Below are 21,310 nucleotides of genomic sequence, written 5' to 3' on the forward strand. Positions count from 1 at the left end.
GCTTCACCCATTATTGCACGCGCAATCGCAAGGGTAACTTCAAGGTAGGACGGAAGACGGAGAAGTCTCGACTTCGCCGCACTCTTGCCTGCCTTCAGGAACTGATGCGAGAGATTCAGCATGAGCCCGGTCAAAGACCAAGTCACCTCCCTCAACCAAGTATTGCGGGGCCATTATGCCTACTACGGGGTGGCGGGTAACCTTCGAGCAGGTCAACCGCGCCGTCGAGCGTTACTGGCATAAGATGCTCTGCAGTCGGAGTTGGAAGAGCTATATGCCGTGGGAGGTCTTCGTGCAAGTGAAGACCTGTTTTCCGTTACTGCGTCCCAGACTCTTTCTGCCCTATGAACGCCTTAAGAGCTACGCGGTGCTGTGAACCAACACCTGAAGAGCGTAGTGCGGGAAATCCGCACGCTACGTTCTGTGGGAGCCGGGGGCGGGTGACGCCTCCGGCGACCCGGTGGGTGCCGGGTAACCGGTATCCCTACGGCGGAGGGTTTTATACTAAGGAGTCAATGATGCTTACATCATCAAACCAGAACAGTTAGTCGCGATTGCTGGCAGTTCTACAGCTCTAATACCCAGTCTTGCTGAGTGGATGAACAAAATCTGCCCAACATATGAAATTGGCAACCCGCGGGAGTATGCTCATTTTTTGGCTCAAGCCTGCCATGAAACCGATCATTTTAAGACTCTGCGTGAGTATGCATCAGGCAAGGCATATGAAGGCAGAGCTGATTTGGGAAATAAACAACCTAGCGACGGGGTTAAATATAAAGGTCGTGGTATTTTTTAAACAACGGGGCGCAAAACTATCTGCAACTTGGCCTTATAAAGGGACACCGTGATTTGTTTATTAACAAACCAGAACTACTTGAGCAGCCCGAATATGCTGTTTGGAGCGCTTGTGAGTATTGGAAAACTCGCGGCCTAACTGACGCCGCGAATCACGCGGACACCGATATTTACGACGAAGGAGATAAGGGCGGCGCCTTGGACGGCCTTGAGTCAGACGCCGATGGTTACATCTACTCGACGAACTACGAGCACAACGCAGTGCTGCGCCGGCGCACTGGCGGCGAGTGGGAGACGGTCGTGCATGATCCCCGGCCTTTGTGGCCGGACACGATGTCGATCGGAATGGACACGGGTTCCTTTACGTCAAGGCAAATCAGTTGCATCGCCAGGCGCGTTACCACGGCGGGAAGGATCTGCGGCGCAAACCGTATGCGCTTTTTCGCGTGCGGATCCAGGCTCAGCCCGTCCTGCTGAAGTGATTGGCGGTCTGGAACCTTGACATCTTTCCACGAATGGCGCGGATGATCCGGTAGAGTTGTCGGCCTGCTCTACCCTGCACGCCAACGCCGCCAGATGGCAAAGACGCAGGATCAAATGCCCGGTCGGTCTGATACCGGACGGGCAGAGGCGTTCAGCGACGGGGTGCTAACGATCATGAGTGGGGGCATGAAAAAGCTAGTGGTCGCCATGGGTCTCGCGCGCGGAGCGGCCTTATGTCAGGCGCAAGAAGGGCCATGGCGTGTCAGGGATCGTTTGGGAACTTCCGGCCTGGTTGCAGCTCTCGTTCGAACACCGCACGCGCTACGAGACGCTGGACGAACAGTTTCGCGCGGGCGGCTCGGGTGGGGATCAGGTCGTGGTCCTGCGGAGTTTGGCGCTCATGGAAGCGGCGTTTCCGGAGTGGCGCCTGGGCGGCGAGTTTATCGACTCGCGCCTGTCGCTGGCCGATGCCGGCACGCCGGTGGATACCACCCAGGTCGATACGGCCGAGCTGTTGCAGGCCTATGCCGCCTGGACGCCAAAGCATTTCCTCGCTAGCGCCGCAAGCGCCGATATCCGCTTCGGCCGCCAGACCATGGACGTAGGTTTCCCGACGCCTGGTCGCGCGTAACGCTTTCCGGAACACGATCAACGCATTTACCGGAGTCGACGCGAAGTTCGACACGACTGGCGACTGGCACGCGCGGGTGTTCTACGTGCTGCCGGTCACGCGCCTGCCGGACGGCATGCCGAGCATGCTGGACGAGGAGGCTAAGTTCGATTTTCAGGACTTCAACACCCAGTTCTGGGGACTGTTTTACCGCAAGCAGCAGATCGGCTGGGGCGCAAATGGCGAGGTCTATGTGCTTGGCCTGCACGAGGAGGACGGCTCGCGGTTCGGGACCCGTGATCGCGAGCTGTACACCCCCGGCTTCCGTGTCTACCGTGACCCGGCCAAGGCCCAGTTCGATTTCGAGCTGGAATCCATCTTCCAATTCGGTGAGTCGCGCGCCAGCGCAGCGACCGACGTCGTGGACCTGGACCACTTCGCGCACATGCAGCACATCCAGGCGGGCTACACCTTCGATGCGCTCTGGTCTCCGCGGGTCTTGGCGCAATACGACTACGCGAGCGGTGACGAAGATCCCTTCGATGACGACAACGAGCGCTTCGACAGCCTGTCCGGAGCCCGGCGCTCGGAGTTCGGACCGACCGGGATCTGGGGCGCATTCGCCCGGAGCAACATCAATTCTCCCGGCTATCGCTTGATCGTCAAGCTCTACGAGACCGTCTCGGCCTTCGTCGGCCACCGGATGTACCGGCTGGCCTCGGATCAAGACACCTGGACGACCACCGGGATCCGCGACGCAACCACCGACGGTTTCATCGGCCATCAATTCGAGGCCAGCGTCACCTGGCAGGTGATCCCCAAGAACATCATCCTGGAAGGCGGTTGGGCGCATCTCGTCAAAGGGGAGTTTGCCGAGGACGCCGCACCCCTGCCGGGGCCGGCGGCCCCGGCTTTCCCCTCCTCAACCGAGGAGGGGAGGATTTTCAGAGCACCTCTCCATGCCGCTGGTCGGCACTGCCGACAGATGACTACGCATCCCCTCGGGTTCCATAGCGGCACAAGCCGCCTGCTCTGCCTAGTGGGCCGATCAGAGCAGGCAAGGATGCCTACGCGCCCAGGAACCTTCAAGGAAGTCCCTTCAACTTGATCGGAGGGCCCCGTTCATCTTCTCCAAGAGATGGGTCACGCTAGCGTCCATTATTTCCATAAGGGGCCCTGGATAGAGACCTACCCAAAAGATCACGATGGCAAGTGGCACGAGGGTTACCGTTTCTCGCAGGCTGAGGTCTGGAAGAAGCGTAGCCGACCGCGTTGCTGCTTCTCCTAAAGTCACACGTTGCAGCATCCAGAGCATGTAAGCCGCGGCCAAAACGATTCCACCCATAGCGAGCAATACCATGACAAAGCTTCTGTAAGATGTCCCAACGAGTACTAAGAATTCGCCAATGAAATTGGCTCCGCCCGGTAGGCCAAAAGCAGCCACCGAGAAAAGACACAAAAATGCGGCAAACCGAGGCATTGGTTTGTGGAGGCCGCCGTAATCGCTGATCAATCGACTATGAGTACGGTCATACAACTGGCCCACGGCTAAAAACAGGGCGCCCGTTGTGATTCCGTGATTAAACATCTGTAAAACCGCGCCCTGGATCCCCTGGCGGTTGAAGACAAAAATCCCGAGCGTAACAAATCCCATGTGGGAGATAGAGGAATAGGCCACCAGCTTTTTGAGGTCAGACTGAGCTAGGGCCAGATATCCGCCGTATAAAATGGCTGCGACCGACAGCCATAAGATAAAGGGGGCAAAGCTTGCTGAGGCTTCTGGAAGCATTGGGAGACAAAACCGCAAAAACCCATACCCTCCCATCTTCAACAATACCCCTGCCAGGATGACACTGCCGGCCGTGGGAGCTTCGGAATGGGCATCTGGCAGCCACGAGTGAAAAGGGATCATCGGCAACTTAATGGCAAAGGCTAAAAGGAACGCTAAGAAGATCCAAAATTGCACATTGGATGGATACGTCTGTTCCGTCAGGGTTAGAATGTCGAAGGTATGTCCCCCTTCCAAGTACAGTCCCAGAATCCCCACGAGCAGAAGAAGGCTTCCCGTCAAGCTGTACAGAACGAACTTAATTCCTGCAGCGATGCGGTCCGGACCGCCCCAGAGAAGAATCAGAAAATACATGGGAATCATCGTGACTTCCCAGGACATAAAGAAAAGAAACAGATTCAAAGCCGTAAAGACCACAATCATAGCGCCTTCGACCAGGAGGATTAGGCTCATGAAAGCTCTCACCCGGGTGTCAATGGCGTTCCAGGAGCAGAGAACACACAGGGGAGAGAGAAGAGTTGTAAGCAGAACAAGGAGGATGCTAATGCCATCCACACCAACTGCGTACTGAATGCTGAAGGTCGGCATCCATTCCGCACGCTCCACAAACTGCATGCCCTGGTTAGTCAAATCGAAACCAGACCAGAGAACAAGGGAGAGTCCCAAATTGATCAGCGTACTGCCGAGTGCGATTCGCCGCATCCACTCCTGGTCCCGAACGAACGCCAGGGACACAATTCCCAGGAAGGGAACGGCGATCATGCAACTGAGAAGGTGATCGGTTAAGATAGAACTCATACTAGCCACCTTGTGTAATACACTTTAAGAGATAGCCTTTGCGATGAGGGTTTCGTCTCTTAAGTTTTTCAGGCTGGCCGTGAACGGGACCCATCTCAACGCGTTCTCATAACACAAGCCAATACAACAGCCCTATAGCTATCCCTAACCAACAGACCACGACCACCAGGTGGTGCTGAAGCGTCCGTGGTTCGATCTCTTCTAACATGTGACCGGCACCATCGGCCAGGCGCCCTAAGCGTTCAACCGTTTCCTCCGTCCCCCGAACATCAATAACGCGCCATAACCAGTGCGCGAGCCGAACCGACGACGTCGCACTACCACCCACCATGCGGTCAATCCCGCGGAATTCAATAACGCGCCACAACCACCGCGCGAGGAGCAATGAAACCGTGGCCATACCATTCACCACCCGGTCAATTCCCCGACTCTCTATCTCATGCGAGAGCCACCTTGCCAATCGAACGGTCGGTTGTACCACATAGGCCTCGTAAATTTCGTCAAAGTATAACTTGTTAAGAAAAAGCACATACAGGCTCTTTGCCCAGTCCGACCGCTCAAGGGCAGACGCCCTGGGCTTTACGTGAAGTCTGTAGGCAAGGCCCCATCCGCTAACCGCTGCCAGAAGCGGCAATAGGAACCAGGGTGAGAACGCGACAGGTTGCCCGAGCACCGGAAGAGTACCTTGCGGGCGCCCCAGTGCAGGCGCCAAGAATTCAATAAACCACGACCAGAGCCCTACAAGAAGGCCGACCAACCCCACCCCTCCCATCGCAAGGGCTAAGACGTGCCGAGGTGAAAACAACTGGGGTTGAACTATCAACGACCGGGCACTTCTCAACTCCCGAACGGCAGGACCTTGTTGAAATAGGGAGATGGCCCCGCGAAAGAAATACATCGCCGTAAAAAAGACCGTAGTCGAACCGATTGCCCAAAAGGTGAACTTGGCGGAGGGAACATCATGCGCAGCCCACATCGCTTCATAGGGGCCTGAGAACAGAATGAACGGTGGAATGCACGCGAAGATCAACGCTCCAATGAACACGGACCAGGATGGCCGCGCTTGCGGGCCACGAATTGGCCCGGTTTCAGAGTTTGCATGGGCTGTCACCGATTGAAGCGCATTGCCGGTAGACAGGAACAAAAAGGCCTTCAAAAACCCATGAGCTAACAGATGGAAGATTGCCGCCACAAAGGCTCCGACCCCGCATGTCATGATCATGAAACCGATTTGACTGATCGTAGAATAGGCGAGCAGCTTCTTGATATCTGTCTGTGTTAGTGCAACCAAGGCCGCAAACAGCGCTGTTGTTGCGCCTACGATGGCAATGACCGACATAGCAACCGGTGAAAGCATCACCAAGGGGCTAAATCGAACCAGCAGAAAGGGGCCTGCATTCACCATGGTGGCGGCATGTATGAGTGCCGAAACTGGGGTCGGGGCTTCCATGGCAAACGGAAGCCAGACGTGGAGCGGAACCTGGGCTGATTTTCCCAAGGCGCCCATAAACAAACAGAGGACAATCAGGGTGGTTGTCTGAACAGGCAAGTCCAAGCCCGCCCAGCTAAGAAGATTCACGCTTTGTCCGCTGAAGCTCTCCGCTCGAGCCAGGATCTGCTGAATGTCAAGCGTTCCAAAGGTGAAAAAGATTAAGATCACCCCAAACCCTAGGCCCACGTCCGCCACAGCATTGACTAGGAAGGCTTTCGTGGCCGCCTGGCACGCGGCTTTTCTCCCGGCCCAATGAGAAATCAAGAGGTAAGAACAAATACCCATGACCTCCCAGCAGATGTACGTCATGAGCAAGTTGCTACTCATGACGAGCGTCACCATGGAAAAGGTAAAGAGAGCCATGACGGCGAAGAAACGGCTGTACCGTGGATCCCCGATCATGTACCGGGAGGAGTAAATGTGGACGACGGCGCTGACGCCTGTAACCAACAGCAGCAACAACACGGTGAGCTGATCAATGTACAACCCCAGGTCGACAACAAGCCTCCCAGATTGAAGCAATCGGTAAAGGGGTATGGACTGGGGTCCGTTCCTCAGAATCTCAACAAACGCTGCTACCGAGAGTCCAAAGGATAGGACTATGGCAGGGATCCCCACCTTATGGCTTGCTTCATCCAGGCGCCGCCCACCCAGTGCGAGGGTTAAGAAGGCTAACAATGGCAGCAGGGGGATGAGGACGAAAACGGACATGGGATTCCTTATCGGTGGATCAGCAGCTCACTTTTGTAGATTGGGCATTCTTGTTCCCCTTCTCAGCAGAGGAGGGGCGGGCTCTGGTGCAGTCAGAACCGGCTGGTGCGACCGGCCGCCGCGCAACTCCGGAATCGAACGAGTCACAAAACTGATACTCGCCATGAAACGCTTGACTGATAATTCTCGGCGCATTCCTCAGGCTACCCCCGCGCCGTTGCGCGGCACTTCCCCTCCTAATTCTCAGGAGGGGAGTTTTTGCAGGCGTCCGTAGATTTACAGTCCCAGGGAGGTAGTCGTTTCCAGTAGAACCTTCACAATGCGATCGCTGCCGAGGCCTAGAGCGACGATCCCAACAGATAGGGTGCTCAAACTAATTCGTAGCGCTAAGGGCGCTTCGACTCGCTGCACGCTCGGCGACACCTGAACTTCACCAAAGATTCGCACAAAGAGTCTAATGAAATACGCCAGCGTCAGGAGGGTGGAGACCATCACGGCCCCGACGGCCAGGTAATTACCGCCCTGCAGGGCACTCAGAATGATATACCACTTCCCAAAAAAACCACCCGTTGGGGGGATGCCGATCATCGACATTGCCACGATGATGAGCGCCCCGATCATCCAAGGGGCTCGCCCACGCAACCTTCCCAATTCCTCCATGGTCCGTGCCCCATACTGGTGGATCGCGGCGCCAGCCACGACGAACAGCGTTGCTTGCATCACTGCGTCGTTGATCAGGTAAAACATGGCGCCTGCCAATCCCGTTTGGTTTCCCTGACCCACCCCAATCAGCATCAGGCCAATGTGCGATACCCCTCCATAGGCGAACATCCGTTTCACATCCTGTTGGATTAATGCCACAAACGCTCCGACAACAGCTGCGAGGGCGCCTAATACCCAAACTAGACGAAGAATCTGTGCGGTTTCGACTTCACTGCCAGTACCCACCCCCCAATAGAGGATCCGGACCCAGGCAAACAGTACGGCCTTCGTCACCAGAGAGGCGAGGAGAGGCGAAACCGCATCCGGCGCATAAGTATAGGCATCAGGCAACCAGCCATGAAGCGGCATGAGCGCCATCTTAATTCCGAGGCCGATCAACATAAAAACCGACCCACCAATGAGTGCCTTGGAGGCCACTAATTCAGGCATTCGCTGCGTCAAGTCCGCCAGGTTCAGGGTCCCGGTTGCTGCATAGATAAAGCTGACGCCCAACAAAAAGAACGTCGCGCCAAGGCTTGCCAGAACGAGATATCGAAAGGCAAACACCAGCGCTTTCCCGCCAGCCATGCCGACCAAGGCACACGTGGACAATGTGGCAACTTCCAGAAAAACGAACACGTTGAAAAGATCCCCGGCCAAGACAATCCCTGTTAAGCCTGATAGTAAGAGAAGGATCAATGTGTAGTACAGGACGACGCGTCCGCCAACTGGATGAGGTGATACGGAGCCTCCATAGATCAAGCAAATAGAGGCAAGCAGGCTAAGGGCTACCATCACGACACTTGCCGGCCCGTCAGCGACCCATTCAATTCCTACCGGCGGCGCCCATCCACCGAACGAATAGCTGATTTCTCCAGAATTCAGAACGACCAAAAGATTGATCACGGCCGTGACACTCATGGCCCAGACAGCGGACAGCGCCATAGGGCGACACCATCCCCGATGCCTCAGCCCGACCATCGGCATGGAGATGGCGGTCAGCAGGGGGATACAAAATAACAAGGCTGGAAGATGGTCCCTCATTCTAGCCTTTTCAAAATCTCGTCCTCGTCCAAGCTGCCGTACTGTCGATAAATAGCGATGACCAACGCGAGAGCGACTCCCAGTGTGGCCACTTGGACCACGATGCCTGTCAACGTCAAGGCGTGCGGCAATGGATTCATGTAGGCTTCGGCTTGAATCTTGTCGGTTGTGGAGAAAAGGATAGGAACTGTCGCCCCTTCCTTTGCGCTGAACGAGACAAGGAAAAAAAAGACGCTCGTCTGGACCACATACATCCCAATGAGCTTCTTCACAAGGTTGTGGTGAGTGATCGCGATGTAAAGACCCCAGACAAACAGAACAACGAAGACAATGTAATTCTCTCTCTCAAGCGCGGCCTTAATGAACTCAAGCATGGGAATCCTCGTCATGGTCCAAAAAGGCCAGGCTAAAAGCGATGGAGACAGCCGTCACCGCAATATCGACGGCGACTCCAATCTGTGTCAGGACGATACCCAAAGAACGGCGCCCGGAAGGCTCCAGCCCTGGAATCTTCAGGTTCGCGTAGTTCAAGAACTCGCCGCCCCCGATCAAACACAACCCCCCCACCCCTGCAAAAACAATCAAGCCAAGCCCGTCACCGTGCAGAACCTTCTTTGCCAGCCCACTCGGGTTACCCTCGGGACCAAATACGAGGACCCCGAAGATCAGGCTCGCTCCCAAGATTACGCCGGCCACAAATCCTCCGCCGGGTGAATACTGACCGAAGAAAAGGATGTACACCGCATAGAGCTGTACCAACGGTACGAGCACCCTGCTCAACGTCCTGACGATGACACTGTCGTGGGGGTGAATCATACCGAAGTTCTCCTCAACAGTGCGGCGCACGCTATTCCGGCTGTAAAAACCACCAGCGTTTCAATCAGCGTGTCGAACCCACGGTAGTCCATAATGATGGACGTCACGACGTTTGGGGTTCGGGTGTCTTGCAGGCTATTCTCGAGGTAAACAGGGGAAATGTGCACGCTAGCCGGTGAGCCCGGATCGCCGAATTCGGGAAGATCATCGGCTGCATACAACAGCAGCAACCCGAGTAGAGCCAGCCCGAGCACAACGGCCACGGGAGGAGCAGTGCGCCGAATCGATTGGTCCCTGGGATCGGTCTGGAATAGGGTTAACAGGAAAAAAACCGTCCCTAGGCCCGCTCCGACCACCGCTTCCACAAAAGCCAAATCCACGGCCCCAAGCCACGCCCACACTAGGGCCAGGAAGAAACTGTAGGACCCAAGCATAAACGCCGCACTGATCAGGTCCTTCACCAATATCGCCCCTGCCGCCGTGATCAGGAGAAGAACCAACAATGGCAGTTCGAACGTCAACATTTCTCTTTACTCCAAGGTTTCACGCCAGAGCGAAGCGCGGCTCGAACCGTAGCATGGGTGATCACCGGATTGACGAGGTACATCAGAACTAGAACGGCGAGGATTTTGACCATATTGCCACTGAAGCCCTGGTAAAGAGCTAATCCCGTCAGAAGAAAAAAGGCGCCTATCGAATCTGTCATCCCCACGGCATGAGATCGTGTATACACGTCGGGTAAGCGCACCATTCCTATCGCCGCTACCAGCAGAAAGAACAGTCCGACGAGCATGAACCCTATACCTATCAGAGACATTCTAGGAGCTCCCCCGTTCCTCCAAATATTTAGCGACCGCCAACGCTGCTACCAAATTCAGCAAGGCATAGCCGGTTGAAATGTCTACAAACATATCTACGCGACCGTAGACGGTGCCGATCACAACCAGTAAGATGATGGCTTTCGTGGAGATTCCGTTTAGGCCCAACACCCGGTCAAAGACTGTGGGCCCCTTAAGGACACGATACAGATACACCCCGATCATGACTGCAACAGCGCACAAAAGAAACTGAAAGAACACCGTCATTCCCGTCATTCTGTATCCCCGAAGGCTCCCGCGATTTTCTGTTCCATCCGTCGACTGATCAGATCTTCGGCAGACTCGTCATCCATAGCATGCACGACCAACTCATTGGAATTCACTTCCGCGGTGATCGTACCCGGAGTCAGCGTAATGGAGTTTCCAAGGAGCACTATACCAGCCTGTTCTTGCAAGTTCGTATGATAGCGGATCAGCTTAGGGTCAATGGGAAGACGTGGATGAAGTATGAGAAACGACAGATGGATTCCGCTCTGTAGAATCCGCCAAAGGAGCCAGGGTAGATAGCCCAGCATCCGCGACCAACGGATATTCTCGAAAGGGGATGTGGCGTGGTCACTATTCAACCGCGCTACTCCAAATGACACAAGAAGCCCTAGAATAATATGAAATGCGTTGTAACTTTGAGATAATAGAAGCCAAATAGCGAAGAACGCCAAAGTCTTGCGGCTCAGGGTTCGATAAAGGCCGCGGTTCATGGCGCTGCCTAAGAAAGGAGATCCACTCCAGTCATCGTTACGGCTTGCCAAGTCGAGTCACGGTTATACCGTTGGAACTGAAAAGTGGTCGGGTCAACGGCGATGAGGTTAACCCACTGATTATCGAACAAGTGCTGTAGAAGAGTGTGTTTTTGAATAATGGCGGATATCCGCCCTACGGGGGCTTCAATAATCGTCAGCAGCCGCATGGGTTCATGATAGTGTATCGCCCCATCGTTTACGGTCTGCAGAGGAAGGCCGGTTTGAAGATCGCTCTGGCTTCCGAGCATGACGCCAATACCTGAAACGACATTATGGATGACTTTACTGCCACTCCCCCAGAACCACGGATCGACACCCGAAAAGTAATGTTCCATGCTGATCCACTCCCCTACGATCAACGGGGCGAGCAGGATCTTTTCTAACATCCCTCCCTCTGTATCCGGTTCAGGGTCATAGGAATGCAAAAAGACACGCCCGCCTAAGTCGAGGCCTTTGGTCAGCTTTCGCCTTCCGACGAGAAAGGCTGCGTTACCCGATAGTCCCCATTCTGGACGAACATTGGCCCAATCCACGGTCCGAACGACGACGTGCCTGTAAGCTCCGTCGGGCGAAAGCCCTCTCGGCGATCGAGGGATACGACGACAGCGCTCCAGAGCCTGATGGGCGCCCGCTTTCTCTAAATCATTAATCATGACGCGCAAATCGTCGCGATGGGTCGCTGGCACATCCTCTATGTCATAGAATGCCACTCGATCAGTCGTAGTGATGTGTTTCCCGCCCAGGAACCAAGTATCATCCGGAATGGCGAGTCCACGTTCCTTGAGCAAACGCCGGACTTCCGGGTTGTTGCCCATCGCGGCAAACACCCGTGCGTTCGGATCACCATGTTTGCCGCCGCAAGCCCCACAGTGTAGCGCCCCGAAATAGGGATTATTGTCCGAAACACTTCCGTGGCCACATGGAACAACGAACCGACCGAAGTTTCTAGTCAACCCCATAGTTCGTAGTCCGTTCTCCACAAAGGTCGCCTGTTCGCTTGGACTGAATCCTACCGCTAATCCGCGTAGAGGATTCTCTGTCCCTTCAGAATGGGGGACGGACTTGTTCTGATCCCTGTGGACGTTGTTCACCGGAATCTGGGTAGCCACCGGGTGAGTAAACCGTCCTCGGATCCATTCCTTGATAGTCTCATAAGGCCTTGGAGTCAAGGTCTTTCCAATCAACCCCAGGCTAAAGAGGAATCCCAGCACGTCGATCAGCATGAACGACCCAACCGGATTCTGTTTCAGATCGTGGAACATACGATGTCCGAGCTGGAGCCATCGAGTCCCTGATGCATAGCTTTGTAACGGCTTGTCCTGCCCGGGCCGGGGAGTTTCATGGACCGCATGCTTCGGTTTGAGCAATACCGGACATAGTGGAACACGCTCTTCACTATCGAACGCCTGATGACTAATGGGGACACCAAAGAACCCGGCAAATCCCAACGTTTCATAGGGTCCGTGGGTCTCTACATGACGGCGGAACGCTTCTGAGCGCACATCGATACAAAAGACCAATTGAGCTCGCGGACGCGCTTCTGTCCCGGCTTCCTTGCCACGATGAGCCGACAATTGATCGATCAACTGCTCTCGATATCTATCTTCGTAGGCCTCTAACCATACCGGTCCGTGTTTGTCCTCTGGAAACGCATCTAACCATCCAAGCAGCGTTTGGATGCTGGATGAAGGAAGCTCTTGGACCTCGACAGGAGTCATTTCGAGAAACTGCGCGAGTCGGAAGAGCCGCCAGGCTCGATGGCAAATGGCTTCCGTCTGGCGGTCCGCAGAATCGACATCTGGAGCAATGAGGTGCTGATATTCATCAAGATGATTCTGCCAATAGGATCCTAAAGCGGATAAGGTCCCCGGAATCCCCCACTCCCGCTGACAGAGCGCGTCGGCCAGCTCGACCTCATAGAAGAGGCGCACCGCCAGGTATTGTAGCGGATCGATAAGATGTCCCTTCTGACCCGGATATTCCGGGTTCTCGCCCAACCAGCGAATGAAGCCTGCCCAGCCCGGCAATTGAGCTAAGTGCCGTGACAGGTACTCCACCCATCGCTCTTCGGGTACTCCGAGCCGGTTCAGGCAGAGGGCAATGGCATTCTCCGGCGAACCGGGTAGGTCGCGAACTCTTTGCGCGAAGTCGTTAATGCCGAGAAAGTGACCGGAAAGGTCCCGTTGTGCTAGCTTTCGCCAGGCTTGATAAAATCCCCCGGATCGGGAGGGCATTGGCCAGCCGGCCATCCCCTCATCGACAAAGGCCGCAGTCCATTTAATCAACTGTTCGTTAATCTGATCGACGGTCGAAGCTCCGGCCAGAGACTCCAGCCAATCACCGACCGTCCGTTGGGTGGGCAGTGCCACGTCTCGAGCAGGTTGGGCCGCCGTCGATAGTTGCGATTCCCCTTCCTCTAGGTCCTGATCCTGAGAATCGGCAAAGAACGGGGGAGAGAGGCGTAGAGCCGATAACGTCCTGTTCCACAAATTTGTCAGATACGATTCTTCCGAGTCTCGCCGAGGCGATTCACACTCACGACTGGTACGCTCTAGGATCTGTAGCTTGGATCGGGCAGGAAGATCGTCTTGAAACCGCTTGGTCGCGCCTCCGGCGCCAAACGTCCAGGTCAACAGTGCTGACTCCAACGCTTGGAATCCAAAGAGGAGATCCAGACGCAGCACATCCGCTGAGCCAATTTGACGCAGTCCTATCTGAATAAGCGTTTGCGGGTGAATACGCGGTCCGACCCGTTGAAGGGCCCGTCTGACACCCGCGTTTGTAATGCGCCTTTCCCGATACAGCTCGCGGTATTCTCTGTTGGATAGGTATCCACTTCCCCCTAACAGATGTCTGGCCTCCCTGATGGCTCTGTCAAAAGACAAGGGTTCCAGCCCATGAAGGGGATTGTGATGAACGAAGCTCTTCATCGGCCAGAACGGCGCAATAGGCTCACAAGCCTCAGTGATCTGATGGCGCAGACGCTCTCGTTCTTCTGCGGAAAGAGCTTGAAGCTGTTGCGCAGTCGATTCAGATAGCATGAGCTCCACTTTTCCTCACCTCTGGTACGCCCTCCTCACACCCGCTGGACAACGGTACTCGGCCCTTTTTTTCGCGCTGCCATCGGGTGATCGGACAATCTTCGATGTTGTTCCAATCCGCCAATGACCAATTTAGAGCCAGTTTCCTTGAATTCACTTTCCATCTCGTTGAGCTTTTGCATCACGGTGTGATCGACAAGAACTGTGTCTGATAAATCGACAACAACAGCAGGCTCCCCCTTGAATCGCTCCAATCTTTTCTTTAATCCGATCCAGGTGCTGAATACTGCGGAGTCTTTCACGGCAACCTTCAGGCCGCCCACGTCGCTTCGCTGCACGTCGACCCGCAATCGAAAGAGTGAAAGTATAGGAGCCCCATGGATAATATGGATCAACACTTTTACACAAATACCAATGGCAATCCCTATGAGCAAGTCAGTCGCCAGCACGCCGACGATCGTTGAGACAAAGATGATCAACTGTTCGCGCCCTACCCTATACATATGGACGAACGATTGTGGTGAGGCCAAACGAAAACCCGTAAACACGAGCATCGCCGCCAAGGCCGCAAGCGGGATCTGGTTGATCAATGTCGGTACGAGTACGACAAAGATGAGCAAAAAGGACCCATGGAACATATTGGCGAACCGGGTTCTTGCGCCGTTATCGATATTCGCCCTGCTCCGCACGATTTCCGAGATCATGGGCAGCCCACCCACGAGAGCGGCGACGGTATTCCCTACTCCGATCGCAAGCAAGTCACGGTCGTAGTTGGTTTTTCTGCGCCACGGGTCGATCTGATCGATTGCTTTGGCGCTCAACAGAGATTCCAGGCTCCCAATAAACGCAAACAGGATAATGTACTTCCACCCGGCGGCAGTAGCCACCCCCGAGAAGTCTGGAAAGGTGAGCGCGCTGAGCATGTTAGCGGGGACATTGACAAGAAAACTTGCTCCAAGGAGGTAGTCCCGACTGTTGAACGAATAGGTACGTTCCTGGCTTAAGTTGAAGTACATCGCCAGTGGAACGGTAACAAGAAGGACCACCATGGGAGCGGGAATCACTCTTAGCTTTGGACTTTTGATCAGCGGGTAGCCGAACATGATGATCAGGCTGATGATTCCGATTAACCCCACAATAGGATTCATGTTAACTACGAACTGGGGAATTTTGGCAAGCAGTTCCAACGGCGTCCCTTCGGATCCCAATCCCATTGTGATCGGAAACTGCGTGGCGATGATGATTATACCGATCGAGGCAAGCAATCCGTGAACTGCCGAGCTCGGGAAAAATTCCCCAAGAATGCCGGCTCGGAGCAGCCCAAAGAGAACTTGAATGATTCCCGCGGCTACACCCACGCCAAGGGCAAGCCGATAGGCCTGAAAATCCGCCGCGGGATCCCGTCCCCCCGTAAAGCCAAACTCGGTTACACAGCCAATGGCTATAACAATGAGGCCGGCTGCGGGTCCCTTGATAGTCAGTTCTGAGTTGCTAAGAAAGGTGCACAGCATTCCTCCGATAATCGCAGTAAAGATGCCGGCGATAGCCGGGTATCCGCACGCCAGTGAGATCCCAAGGCAGAGGGGGAGCGCGATGAGAAAGACGAGAAAACCGGAAAGCAGATCGGACTTCCAGTAGCTGCGAAGTCCTCCGACTGTTCCTCTTGGTACCTGGTTCGCTTCCAAAGTCATACGTGAGTGAGCTTTCTGCCGTGCAAGCGGCGCTGAGGTGCCAATGACGCCTAAATATAAAAATTAGGTTACAGGTATAAGAATTGCGAAGGCCCCTGTTTCGGCGAGAGGAAGAGTACCGATGGCCCTGTGGGTTGTCAAGCACGCGAACCGTGGGTCCAGATGGGGGGGGTTCGGGCGTTCATCGGTCCGAGGGGCCCGGATCTAGGGCGTTTTTACCTCTCACGCGAGTGCCGGCCAGAGGGGGCTGTCGGATGAGGGGTTGAACCGGACGGGAGAGGGTCGCGGCCTGGGATCAGGCCGTTTGGAGTCGGTCGAATGACCGTGCGGGCGATCGGGGGGGCCGGGCGGACAAGCCGAGGTGGGTGGGATCTGGGCGATCACGGGGGATGTTCGATGGCGGCGATGATCTTCAAGGGGCCGCCGCAGCGGCCACGAGCTTCTCGTGGGCCCCGTGCGCCAGGATGCCGCATTCGAGAAAGGCATGCGGCCACGCTCGGTGAGCGGCCGGCCCTACATAGTAAATAAAATAAGAAGCGGCGGGCGAAGACGGACCGCATCGACGGGGTCAAGCTGCTGACGATGCTATGCGTTACTGGGGTGGTGAGCGGGGCCTGTGGTGCGGGTCGCGAGTGTAGCGGACGAAGAGGGGCGGCCCTTGCACCCGGAACTAACGTCCTTGAACTTTTGCCCATTAGCCTACGTCGCACTCAGGACTTCAACACCCAGTTCTGGGGACTGTTTTACCGCAAGCAGCAGATCGGCTGGGGCGCAAATGGCGACGTCTATGTGCTTGGCCTGCACGAGGAGGACGGCTCGCGGTTCGGGACCCGTGATCGCGAGCTGTACACCCCCCGGCTTCCCTGTCTACCGTGACCCGGCCAAGGCCCAGTTCGATTTCGAGCTGGAATCCATCTTCCAATTCGGTGAGTCGCGCGCCAGCGCGGCGACCGACGTCGTGGACCTGGACCACTTCGCGCATATGCAGCACATCCAGGCGGGCTACACCTTCGATGCGCCCTGGTCTCCGCGGGTCTTGGCGCAATACGACTACGCGAGCGGGTGACGAAGATCCCTGCACCCACTGCCCCGGACACCGGCGATTCCAATTATTTCTATGCGGCAACGACGCTGCAGTTTTGATCACGCGCGTTCATAAGTCGATATTGAGAGCCAGAACAAACGCGTGGTTGAGACTGTCTGCCCCCGGCGAACGTCGGTTAATGTATTGCAGCAGATAGCCACCTTCCACGCGAAGCTGTTCGTTCAACTGCCGGCTGAGACCTGCGTACAGCCGGTTCTGATCAAAACCGCTCCGAGGGCCTCCGGACAAGGAGTTCAGCGCAACAAAAACCTCATCGGAGGCGACCAATGCCCAGCGTTTGCGTTTGCCCAACGGAAACGTCCCCTGCAGCCGGTAGCGCCCGCGTAACGAGACGCCGCCGACATCTTCCAGAAAGCGCTCTTCCAGGCGAAGCCGGTTGGACAGGTTGACCTTGGAAAAGCTGTTCTCCAGAAATGCCTGTTGCCAAACCCGGTATTCGGTGCTACTGGGGTGAAAGTTCGGTATCCAGGCGACCCCCTGCCACAGCGAGAGGTTCTTATTGACCTGATAGCCCAGGGAGGGACGCACGATAACCTGTAATGCCTCCGTAACGTTGTTGTCAAACCGGGGGTGTATCTCCAGGTTGCCTTTGAATTTTTCCGTGATGGGGACATTCAAATAAACCGGTGTCCATAATTGGACATCCTCTTCCACATCCGACCTGGCGGGAGATATCCAGACGGTTAAAAGACACACGCTCACAAACAGAAGGCTTAAAAACCGCCATAAATGCTTTCTGTTCAGGATGCTCTCCTCTTTGCTTAGTTTAGTTTCTCTAATCATACCAAAACAAACAGACGATACAGCCTGAACAAAAGGCAAAGGTTCTTGGTTCCAATATTGCATCCTCGATTTCTCTGCTAGGATGTGGGCATATAAAAGAGATTGCTCTTCTTGAAGCCGCCGGTAGTGACAGTAGCATGCGCTTGCTGCCTTTGGCAACGGTACCGCACTTGGCCACTGGCGTAGTCAGGCTTCCTGTGCTTAGCCCCCTAGTGCCTAAACGTGTAGTTAACGAGGCGGCCTCCCGGTGGGATTGCGATCGGGGATGCCGAGCGCAGGCCAAAGCGGAGGCTATCCCGCCACCGCGAGCCGATAGCGCGCTGTCCTAGATACCCGCGCTCGTGGCGAACAGGGCCCCGAGGAAGATCCAGGGGAGCATCCGCTGAGATAGCCCTTGGGCGTCAATAACCTCATGAGGAGCAGAGGCCCAAAACGCCCCGGATCCGGGCGCCTCGGACCGATGAATCGCCCGAAAAATGCCCTATCCTGGACCGACCGCTCGCGCCCTTGACAACCCACCCGCTCGATCCGTACTCTTCCTCCCGGCGAAAAAGGGCGTTTGAAGTTCCTATACCTTGAGGATATCTTTGCCACGCTGGCCTTTGCCGCGCGTCTTAACGAATCCAGCCGCTCGCGGCGTGAAGTTCATCGTCGATGCACATCGCCCGCGGTGCCGCGCGTTTCACCTACGAAGATCCGGGCACGATAGCATGCGCCTCACGGATACCCAAATCCGCATCATCAAGGCGCGCGCGGCCGAGTGTTTCGGGTCAAACGCCCACGTCTGGCTTTTCGGCTTCCGAGTGGACGACGATGCACGCGGCGGAGACATCGATCTCTATGTTGAGCTGAGCGAGCCCGTCGACGACGACGCCTGGCGCGCGCTGCGTTTCAATGGCGCCCTCCAGCAAGCCTTCGGACCCCAGCGCATCGACGTCATCACCCGCAGCCCGAGCGAACCGTTGAAACCGATCCACGAGACGGCCAACCGAACCGGCGTCGCGTTATGAAGGATCTCTCGGAAAGGCTCGCGCGCGTCCTCAAGCTAGTCGACCGGGAGGTGTATCATCTGGCAGAAGTCACGCAACGGTTCTTCGGTCAGACCGAAGCCGTCGACAGCGAATGGCTCGCGAAACAGCTCGCCACGCCGGAAGGGATCGATCGCCTGGAGTCCTTCGGCGCCAAGTTTTCTCGCCTGCAAGACACCCTGAGCGACAAGCTCCTGCCCCTTTTTCTGCACGTAGCGGGGAGAGGTTCCCGGGACGGCGGTCGAGAACCTCGACCGCGCCGAGCGCCTCGGGATCATCCGCGACACCCAGGAATGGTTGGGCGCGAGGGAGCTGCGTAACCGGCTGGTGCACGAGTACATCGATGACCTCGACGCGCTCGCAGCTTCCCTCGAGGTCGCCAGACGATTCACAACCGTTCTTATCGAGGCGGCTCACGCCTTCCGCAGCTACGCCGTGCAAAGGCTCGGCACACCCAGTGAGATAGGATAGGCAGAACATCAATGCCGCCGCATCGAGACAGAAATTCGGATACGGTGAGGTACGGCATCGATCGCGCGATGCGGTTTCCTTCGTTCAGCGCATCGGCTGCGAACTACTGGTACAGGTGTAGGAAAAAGCCAACATCGACCGGAACCCCTTCCGCGAAGATCACGACGAAGAACTGTGTTTCTGGGGGCACCCTCCACCCACATCTGCCTGACAGCCTAGTGCCTCTCCTGGGCTCCCTCGGCGGCTGCACCCAAACGCAAACGAAGCGACCTTGTTACCTGAGGTGAAGTCGGGCGTGACCTGTCCGCCCTTGATGCCGGGCGGGCCCGAGAAGCAGTACAAACCGGGAAAAGGCAGTGTTACGTTCACGAGCCGAACCCCGCCGAGTTCGCGGGATCGACGGTAACCATCCGGACCCACGCGCCCGAACAGGACGGGGTTCGCGCTACTCGCGCTGTTCGCCGTGTTCGCCGTGTTCGCGCTCTGAGCGCTGACCGCGCTGCCGACGGACAACTCCGGCGCGCGTATACTGAATCTCCTGGTTCGCCACGGACTCCGGACCCGTGAGTCCCAAGCAGTCTATGATGACCCTCCCCCCCGGGTCAAGGAGACAACCGTTGCAGCAAGCGTAGCGCCGAACCGCAACCCATCCGGTGTTCTCGTGCTCGACAAGAATCGTACCGGAAAGACCTGCCGATCCCTGAATTGCGCTGCGCGCCATCAAGGATATGATTTCCAGGCCTCCGCCGGGACAGATAGCATGCGCCTCACCGACGAGCAAGTCCGCATCGTCCGAGTTGGGCGACGAGTCAGGCAAACATCAACCGACCGCGCGGCACGGGAATTGGCCGATCCAAGTCTCTAGCAGTCTCGATCCATTCCCCAAATACCGTCTCAGCGTTGGCAACGGTTTCCTGATAAGTTTTACCGTCGGCCATGCATCCGGGCAGCTCTGGCACCTCGGCAATAAAGGCGTCGTCCTCTTCACTCCAGTAAATAATACTTTCGTATCTACTCGGCATGCTCCAGCCCTAACTTGTATCTGACGATCAGGTTTCGGACTTGCCTGACTTGATAAGGCTTTGTCATTGAACCCTTCGATTGCAAGTTGAGGATCTACGGCCTCAGCCCGTTGTGAGCTGACTCTGTGCTCTGCGGGTAAAGCAAGCAGCTTCATCAGGGCGGCGTAGTCCACCGGCTTGACCAGGTGGGCATCGAACCCGACGTCCTTCGACCGGCGGCGGTCTTCTTCCTGCGCCATCCGGTCAAGACGATAAGCACCAAACGCCCCGGATCCGGGCGCCTCGGATCGATGAATCGCCCGAAAAATCGCCGATCCTGGACCGACCGCTCACGCCCTTGACAACCCGCCGGTCCATCCGTACTCTTCCTCCCGGCGAAAAAGGGCGTTTGAAGTTCCTATACCTCGAGACCGTGCTCGCTTCGTCAACGCGAGGAGAATTGAGCTATGTCTACATGTAAGACGTGTCGCGGAGATGGTTCCGTTAAGTGTCCAAAATGTAAGGGAAGTGGTCGTGTCGGCGAGTTACTCGGCGGCTCACACCAGTGCAATAACTGTAGCGGTTATTGAAAGGCTTGGGCGAATACCTGCCGTCAGTTAAGTTGTGAAGTTACGACAACAGCCACAGAGCAGACTTTAATTCCAGTAAGGAAAAATGGTAAACATGGGGCTAGACGATTATCAGTCTCGATGCCGAGGGCAGGCCAAAGCGGAGCTACCCGCCACCGCGAGCGGATAACGCGTCGTCCTCGATACCCGCTCTCGTGGCGAACAGGGCCGCGAAGAAGAGCCAGGGGAGCATCCACAGTTTTATAGATCCGATCTGTGAAAAAATCCCTCAATTCTCCCGCACACCTATGCGTGGCACGATGGCGTCCGGCCCGGGCGGGCTCATGCTTGCCAAGGTCCTGGGCGGCGGCCTCCTGCCCATATCGATGTTCCTGGCCCGGCACGAGGTCATGGAGGTCTGTGGGCAGCCACCTCGGCGGGGATCTGCTCGCCGCCGCGGTGGGCGTTGAATGTGCTGGTCGAGGAAGGGCTCGCGGAACGTGCGGCCACGCGGTGAGCGGCTCCTGGCGCGGCTCAAGACCATGGACAACCCGCTCGTCCGCGATCTGCGCGGCCGCGGTCTTCTCATCGGCGTTGAGATCGATACCCCCGGAGGCAATGGCCTGATGACCGGAACTCGGGCGCGAGCCGCGCTCGCGAACGCAGAAGACCGGACCCCGACCCGGATCCTGTCCTCCCAGGGCCCCCTGGCCGATCACGTCGAGGGTTTCTCCGCGAGGTCCGAGCAGCAGGAGATGGCGGA

At 56.3% G+C, this 21,310-nt stretch carries 22 protein-coding genes and 2 pseudogenes; 10 read left to right on the forward strand and 14 right to left on the reverse strand.

The features are described from left to right. Window positions 1–175: 175 nt before the first annotated feature. From M3461_01800 to M3461_01815, 4 genes and pseudogenes are all read left to right on the forward strand, one after another. Complete coding sequence (locus M3461_01800; GenBank protein ID MDQ3773185.1) at window positions 176–376, forward strand: hypothetical protein; 201 nt, start codon at window positions 176–178, stop codon at window positions 374–376. A 222-nt stretch (window positions 377–598) separates the two neighbouring features. Beyond that, entirely contained in the window at window positions 599–796 is a 198-nt protein-coding gene (locus M3461_01805; protein MDQ3773186.1) for a hypothetical protein, read from the forward strand. 167 nt (window positions 797–963) lie between these two features. After that, window positions 964–1,277: pseudogene (locus tag M3461_01810) on the forward strand (gluconolaconase). Window positions 1,278–1,537: 260 nt separating this feature from the next. Further along, a pseudogene (locus M3461_01815) lies at window positions 1,538–2,996 on the forward strand (alginate export family protein). Here M3461_01815 and M3461_01820 read toward each other — a convergent pair. The 11 genes from M3461_01820 to M3461_01870 all read right to left on the reverse strand — a co-directional run bounded on the left by M3461_01820 (window position 2,988) and on the right by M3461_01870 (window position 15,584). After that, on the reverse strand, window positions 2,988–4,475 hold the full coding sequence (locus M3461_01820; protein ID MDQ3773187.1) for an NADH-quinone oxidoreductase subunit M: 1,488 nt from the start codon (window positions 4,473–4,475) through the stop codon (window positions 2,988–2,990). The pseudogene M3461_01815 and the gene M3461_01820 overlap by 9 nt on opposite strands. A gap of 106 nt (window positions 4,476–4,581) precedes the next feature. Next, window positions 4,582–6,678 carry an NADH-quinone oxidoreductase subunit L gene (locus M3461_01825; GenBank protein ID MDQ3773188.1) on the reverse strand — a complete coding sequence of 699 codons (2,097 nt, stop codon included), beginning with the start codon at window positions 6,676–6,678 and terminating at the stop codon, window positions 4,582–4,584. Window positions 6,679–6,954: 276 nt separating this feature from the next. After that, on the reverse strand, window positions 6,955–8,286 hold the full coding sequence (locus M3461_01830) for a hydrogenase 4 subunit B (protein MDQ3773189.1): 1,332 nt from the start codon (window positions 8,284–8,286) through the stop codon (window positions 6,955–6,957). Between the two features lie 134 nt (window positions 8,287–8,420). After that, window positions 8,421–8,798: a cation:proton antiporter subunit C gene (locus tag M3461_01835; GenBank protein ID MDQ3773190.1), complete on the reverse strand. Its 378-nt coding sequence runs from the start codon at window positions 8,796–8,798 to the stop codon at window positions 8,421–8,423. After that, entirely contained in the window at window positions 8,791–9,240 is a 450-nt protein-coding gene (locus M3461_01840; GenBank protein MDQ3773191.1) for a cation:proton antiporter, read from the reverse strand. The genes M3461_01835 and M3461_01840 overlap by 8 nt, the downstream gene beginning before the upstream one ends. Continuing rightward, the gene (locus tag M3461_01845; protein MDQ3773192.1) at window positions 9,237–9,764 is read right to left on the reverse strand and encodes a DUF4040 domain-containing protein; all 528 of its coding nucleotides are present in this window, start codon (window positions 9,762–9,764) and stop codon (window positions 9,237–9,239) included. The genes M3461_01840 and M3461_01845 overlap by 4 nt, the downstream gene beginning before the upstream one ends. Beyond that, window positions 9,758–10,033, reverse strand: a complete 276-nt coding sequence (gene mnhG, locus M3461_01850) for a monovalent cation/H(+) antiporter subunit G (GenBank protein ID MDQ3773193.1) — start codon at window positions 10,031–10,033, stop codon at window positions 9,758–9,760. Before mnhG ends, M3461_01845 begins: the two co-directional genes overlap by 7 nt. Before the next feature lie 25 nt (window positions 10,034–10,058). Continuing rightward, complete coding sequence (locus tag M3461_01855; GenBank protein ID MDQ3773194.1) at window positions 10,059–10,325, reverse strand: monovalent cation/H+ antiporter complex subunit F; 267 nt, start codon at window positions 10,323–10,325, stop codon at window positions 10,059–10,061. A 5-nt stretch (window positions 10,326–10,330) separates the two neighbouring features. Then, window positions 10,331–10,816: a Na+/H+ antiporter subunit E gene (locus tag M3461_01860; GenBank protein ID MDQ3773195.1), complete on the reverse strand. Its 486-nt coding sequence runs from the start codon at window positions 10,814–10,816 to the stop codon at window positions 10,331–10,333. An 8-nt stretch (window positions 10,817–10,824) separates the two neighbouring features. Next, window positions 10,825–13,899 carry a DUF2309 domain-containing protein gene (locus M3461_01865; protein ID MDQ3773196.1) on the reverse strand — a complete coding sequence of 1,025 codons (3,075 nt, stop codon included), beginning with the start codon at window positions 13,897–13,899 and terminating at the stop codon, window positions 10,825–10,827. A gap of 35 nt (window positions 13,900–13,934) precedes the next feature. Beyond that, window positions 13,935–15,584 (reverse strand): SulP family inorganic anion transporter, encoded by a 1,650-nt coding sequence (locus tag M3461_01870; GenBank protein MDQ3773197.1) that lies wholly within the window; start codon window positions 15,582–15,584, stop codon window positions 13,935–13,937. A gap of 693 nt (window positions 15,585–16,277) precedes the next feature. Here M3461_01870 and M3461_01875 point away from each other — a divergent pair. Both M3461_01875 and M3461_01880 read left to right on the forward strand, forming a co-directional pair. After that, complete coding sequence (locus M3461_01875; GenBank protein MDQ3773198.1) at window positions 16,278–16,466, forward strand: hypothetical protein; 189 nt, start codon at window positions 16,278–16,280, stop codon at window positions 16,464–16,466. Continuing rightward, complete coding sequence (locus tag M3461_01880; GenBank protein ID MDQ3773199.1) at window positions 16,423–16,656, forward strand: alginate export family protein; 234 nt, start codon at window positions 16,423–16,425, stop codon at window positions 16,654–16,656. The genes M3461_01875 and M3461_01880 overlap by 44 nt, the downstream gene beginning before the upstream one ends. Window positions 16,657–16,743: 87 nt before the next feature. On the opposite strand, the gene M3461_01885 is transcribed toward M3461_01880, so the two are convergent. Then, entirely contained in the window at window positions 16,744–17,541 is a 798-nt protein-coding gene (locus tag M3461_01885; protein ID MDQ3773200.1) for a DUF2490 domain-containing protein, read from the reverse strand. Window positions 17,542–18,188: 647 nt separating this feature from the next. Here M3461_01885 and M3461_01890 point away from each other — a divergent pair. After that, the gene (locus M3461_01890; GenBank protein ID MDQ3773201.1) at window positions 18,189–18,488 is read left to right on the forward strand and encodes a nucleotidyltransferase domain-containing protein; all 300 of its coding nucleotides are present in this window, start codon (window positions 18,189–18,191) and stop codon (window positions 18,486–18,488) included. 35 nt (window positions 18,489–18,523) lie between these two features. On the opposite strand, the gene M3461_01895 is transcribed toward M3461_01890, so the two are convergent. Then, window positions 18,524–18,793, reverse strand: coding sequence for a hypothetical protein (locus M3461_01895; protein MDQ3773202.1), 270 nt, complete (start codon window positions 18,791–18,793; stop codon window positions 18,524–18,526). Window positions 18,794–18,803: 10 nt separating this feature from the next. Here M3461_01895 and M3461_01900 point away from each other — a divergent pair, with 10 nt between their 5' ends. Further along, window positions 18,804–18,977, forward strand: a complete 174-nt coding sequence (locus tag M3461_01900) for a hypothetical protein (protein ID MDQ3773203.1) — start codon at window positions 18,804–18,806, stop codon at window positions 18,975–18,977. 809 nt (window positions 18,978–19,786) lie between these two features. Here the strand turns inward: M3461_01900 and M3461_01905 are convergent. After that, window positions 19,787–19,999: a type II toxin-antitoxin system HicB family antitoxin gene (locus M3461_01905; protein ID MDQ3773204.1), complete on the reverse strand. Its 213-nt coding sequence runs from the start codon at window positions 19,997–19,999 to the stop codon at window positions 19,787–19,789. Between the two features lie 856 nt (window positions 20,000–20,855). Here M3461_01905 and M3461_01910 point away from each other — a divergent pair. Both M3461_01910 and M3461_01915 read left to right on the forward strand, forming a co-directional pair. Continuing rightward, a complete protein-coding gene (locus M3461_01910) occupies window positions 20,856–21,017 on the forward strand; it encodes a hypothetical protein (GenBank protein ID MDQ3773205.1) in 162 nt (53 codons plus the stop codon). A 30-nt stretch (window positions 21,018–21,047) separates the two neighbouring features. Further along, the coding region (locus tag M3461_01915) for a hypothetical protein (protein MDQ3773206.1) at window positions 21,048–21,310 on the forward strand (263 nt) is incomplete at its 3' end.

Source organism: Pseudomonadota bacterium (genome assembly GCA_030860485.1).
Lineage (GTDB): Bacteria > Pseudomonadota > Gammaproteobacteria > JACCXJ01 > JACCXJ01 > JACCXJ01.

Excerpts from the sequence above, each read along its gene's own strand:
- M3461_01800 (MDQ3773185.1), top strand. The coding sequence starts at position 176 with ATGCCTACTACGGGGTGGCGGGTAACCTTCGAGCAGGTCAACCGCGCC.
- M3461_01805 (MDQ3773186.1), top strand. The coding sequence starts at position 599 with ATGAACAAAATCTGCCCAACATATGAAATTGGCAACCCGCGGGAGTAT.
- M3461_01820 (MDQ3773187.1), bottom strand. The coding sequence starts at position 4,475 with ATGAGTTCTATCTTAACCGATCACCTTCTCAGTTGCATGATCGCCGTT.
- M3461_01825 (MDQ3773188.1), bottom strand. The coding sequence starts at position 6,678 with ATGTCCGTTTTCGTCCTCATCCCCCTGCTGCCATTGTTAGCCTTCTTA.
- M3461_01835 (MDQ3773190.1), bottom strand. The coding sequence starts at position 8,798 with ATGCTTGAGTTCATTAAGGCCGCGCTTGAGAGAGAGAATTACATTGTC.
- M3461_01840 (MDQ3773191.1), bottom strand. The coding sequence starts at position 9,240 with ATGATTCACCCCCACGACAGTGTCATCGTCAGGACGTTGAGCAGGGTG.
- M3461_01845 (MDQ3773192.1), bottom strand. The coding sequence starts at position 9,764 with ATGTTGACGTTCGAACTGCCATTGTTGGTTCTTCTCCTGATCACGGCG.
- mnhG (MDQ3773193.1), bottom strand. The coding sequence starts at position 10,033 with ATGCTCGTCGGACTGTTCTTTCTGCTGGTAGCGGCGATAGGAATGGTG.
- M3461_01855 (MDQ3773194.1), bottom strand. The coding sequence starts at position 10,325 with ATGACGGTGTTCTTTCAGTTTCTTTTGTGCGCTGTTGCAGTCATGATC.
- M3461_01860 (MDQ3773195.1), bottom strand. The coding sequence starts at position 10,816 with ATGAACCGCGGCCTTTATCGAACCCTGAGCCGCAAGACTTTGGCGTTC.
- M3461_01865 (MDQ3773196.1), bottom strand. The coding sequence starts at position 13,899 with ATGCTATCTGAATCGACTGCGCAACAGCTTCAAGCTCTTTCCGCAGAA.
- M3461_01885 (MDQ3773200.1), bottom strand. The coding sequence starts at position 17,541 with ATGCAATATTGGAACCAAGAACCTTTGCCTTTTGTTCAGGCTGTATCG.
- M3461_01890 (MDQ3773201.1), top strand. The coding sequence starts at position 18,189 with ATGCGCCTCACGGATACCCAAATCCGCATCATCAAGGCGCGCGCGGCC.
- M3461_01905 (MDQ3773204.1), bottom strand. The coding sequence starts at position 19,999 with ATGCCGAGTAGATACGAAAGTATTATTTACTGGAGTGAAGAGGACGAC.
- M3461_01910 (MDQ3773205.1), top strand. The coding sequence starts at position 20,856 with ATGCGTGGCACGATGGCGTCCGGCCCGGGCGGGCTCATGCTTGCCAAG.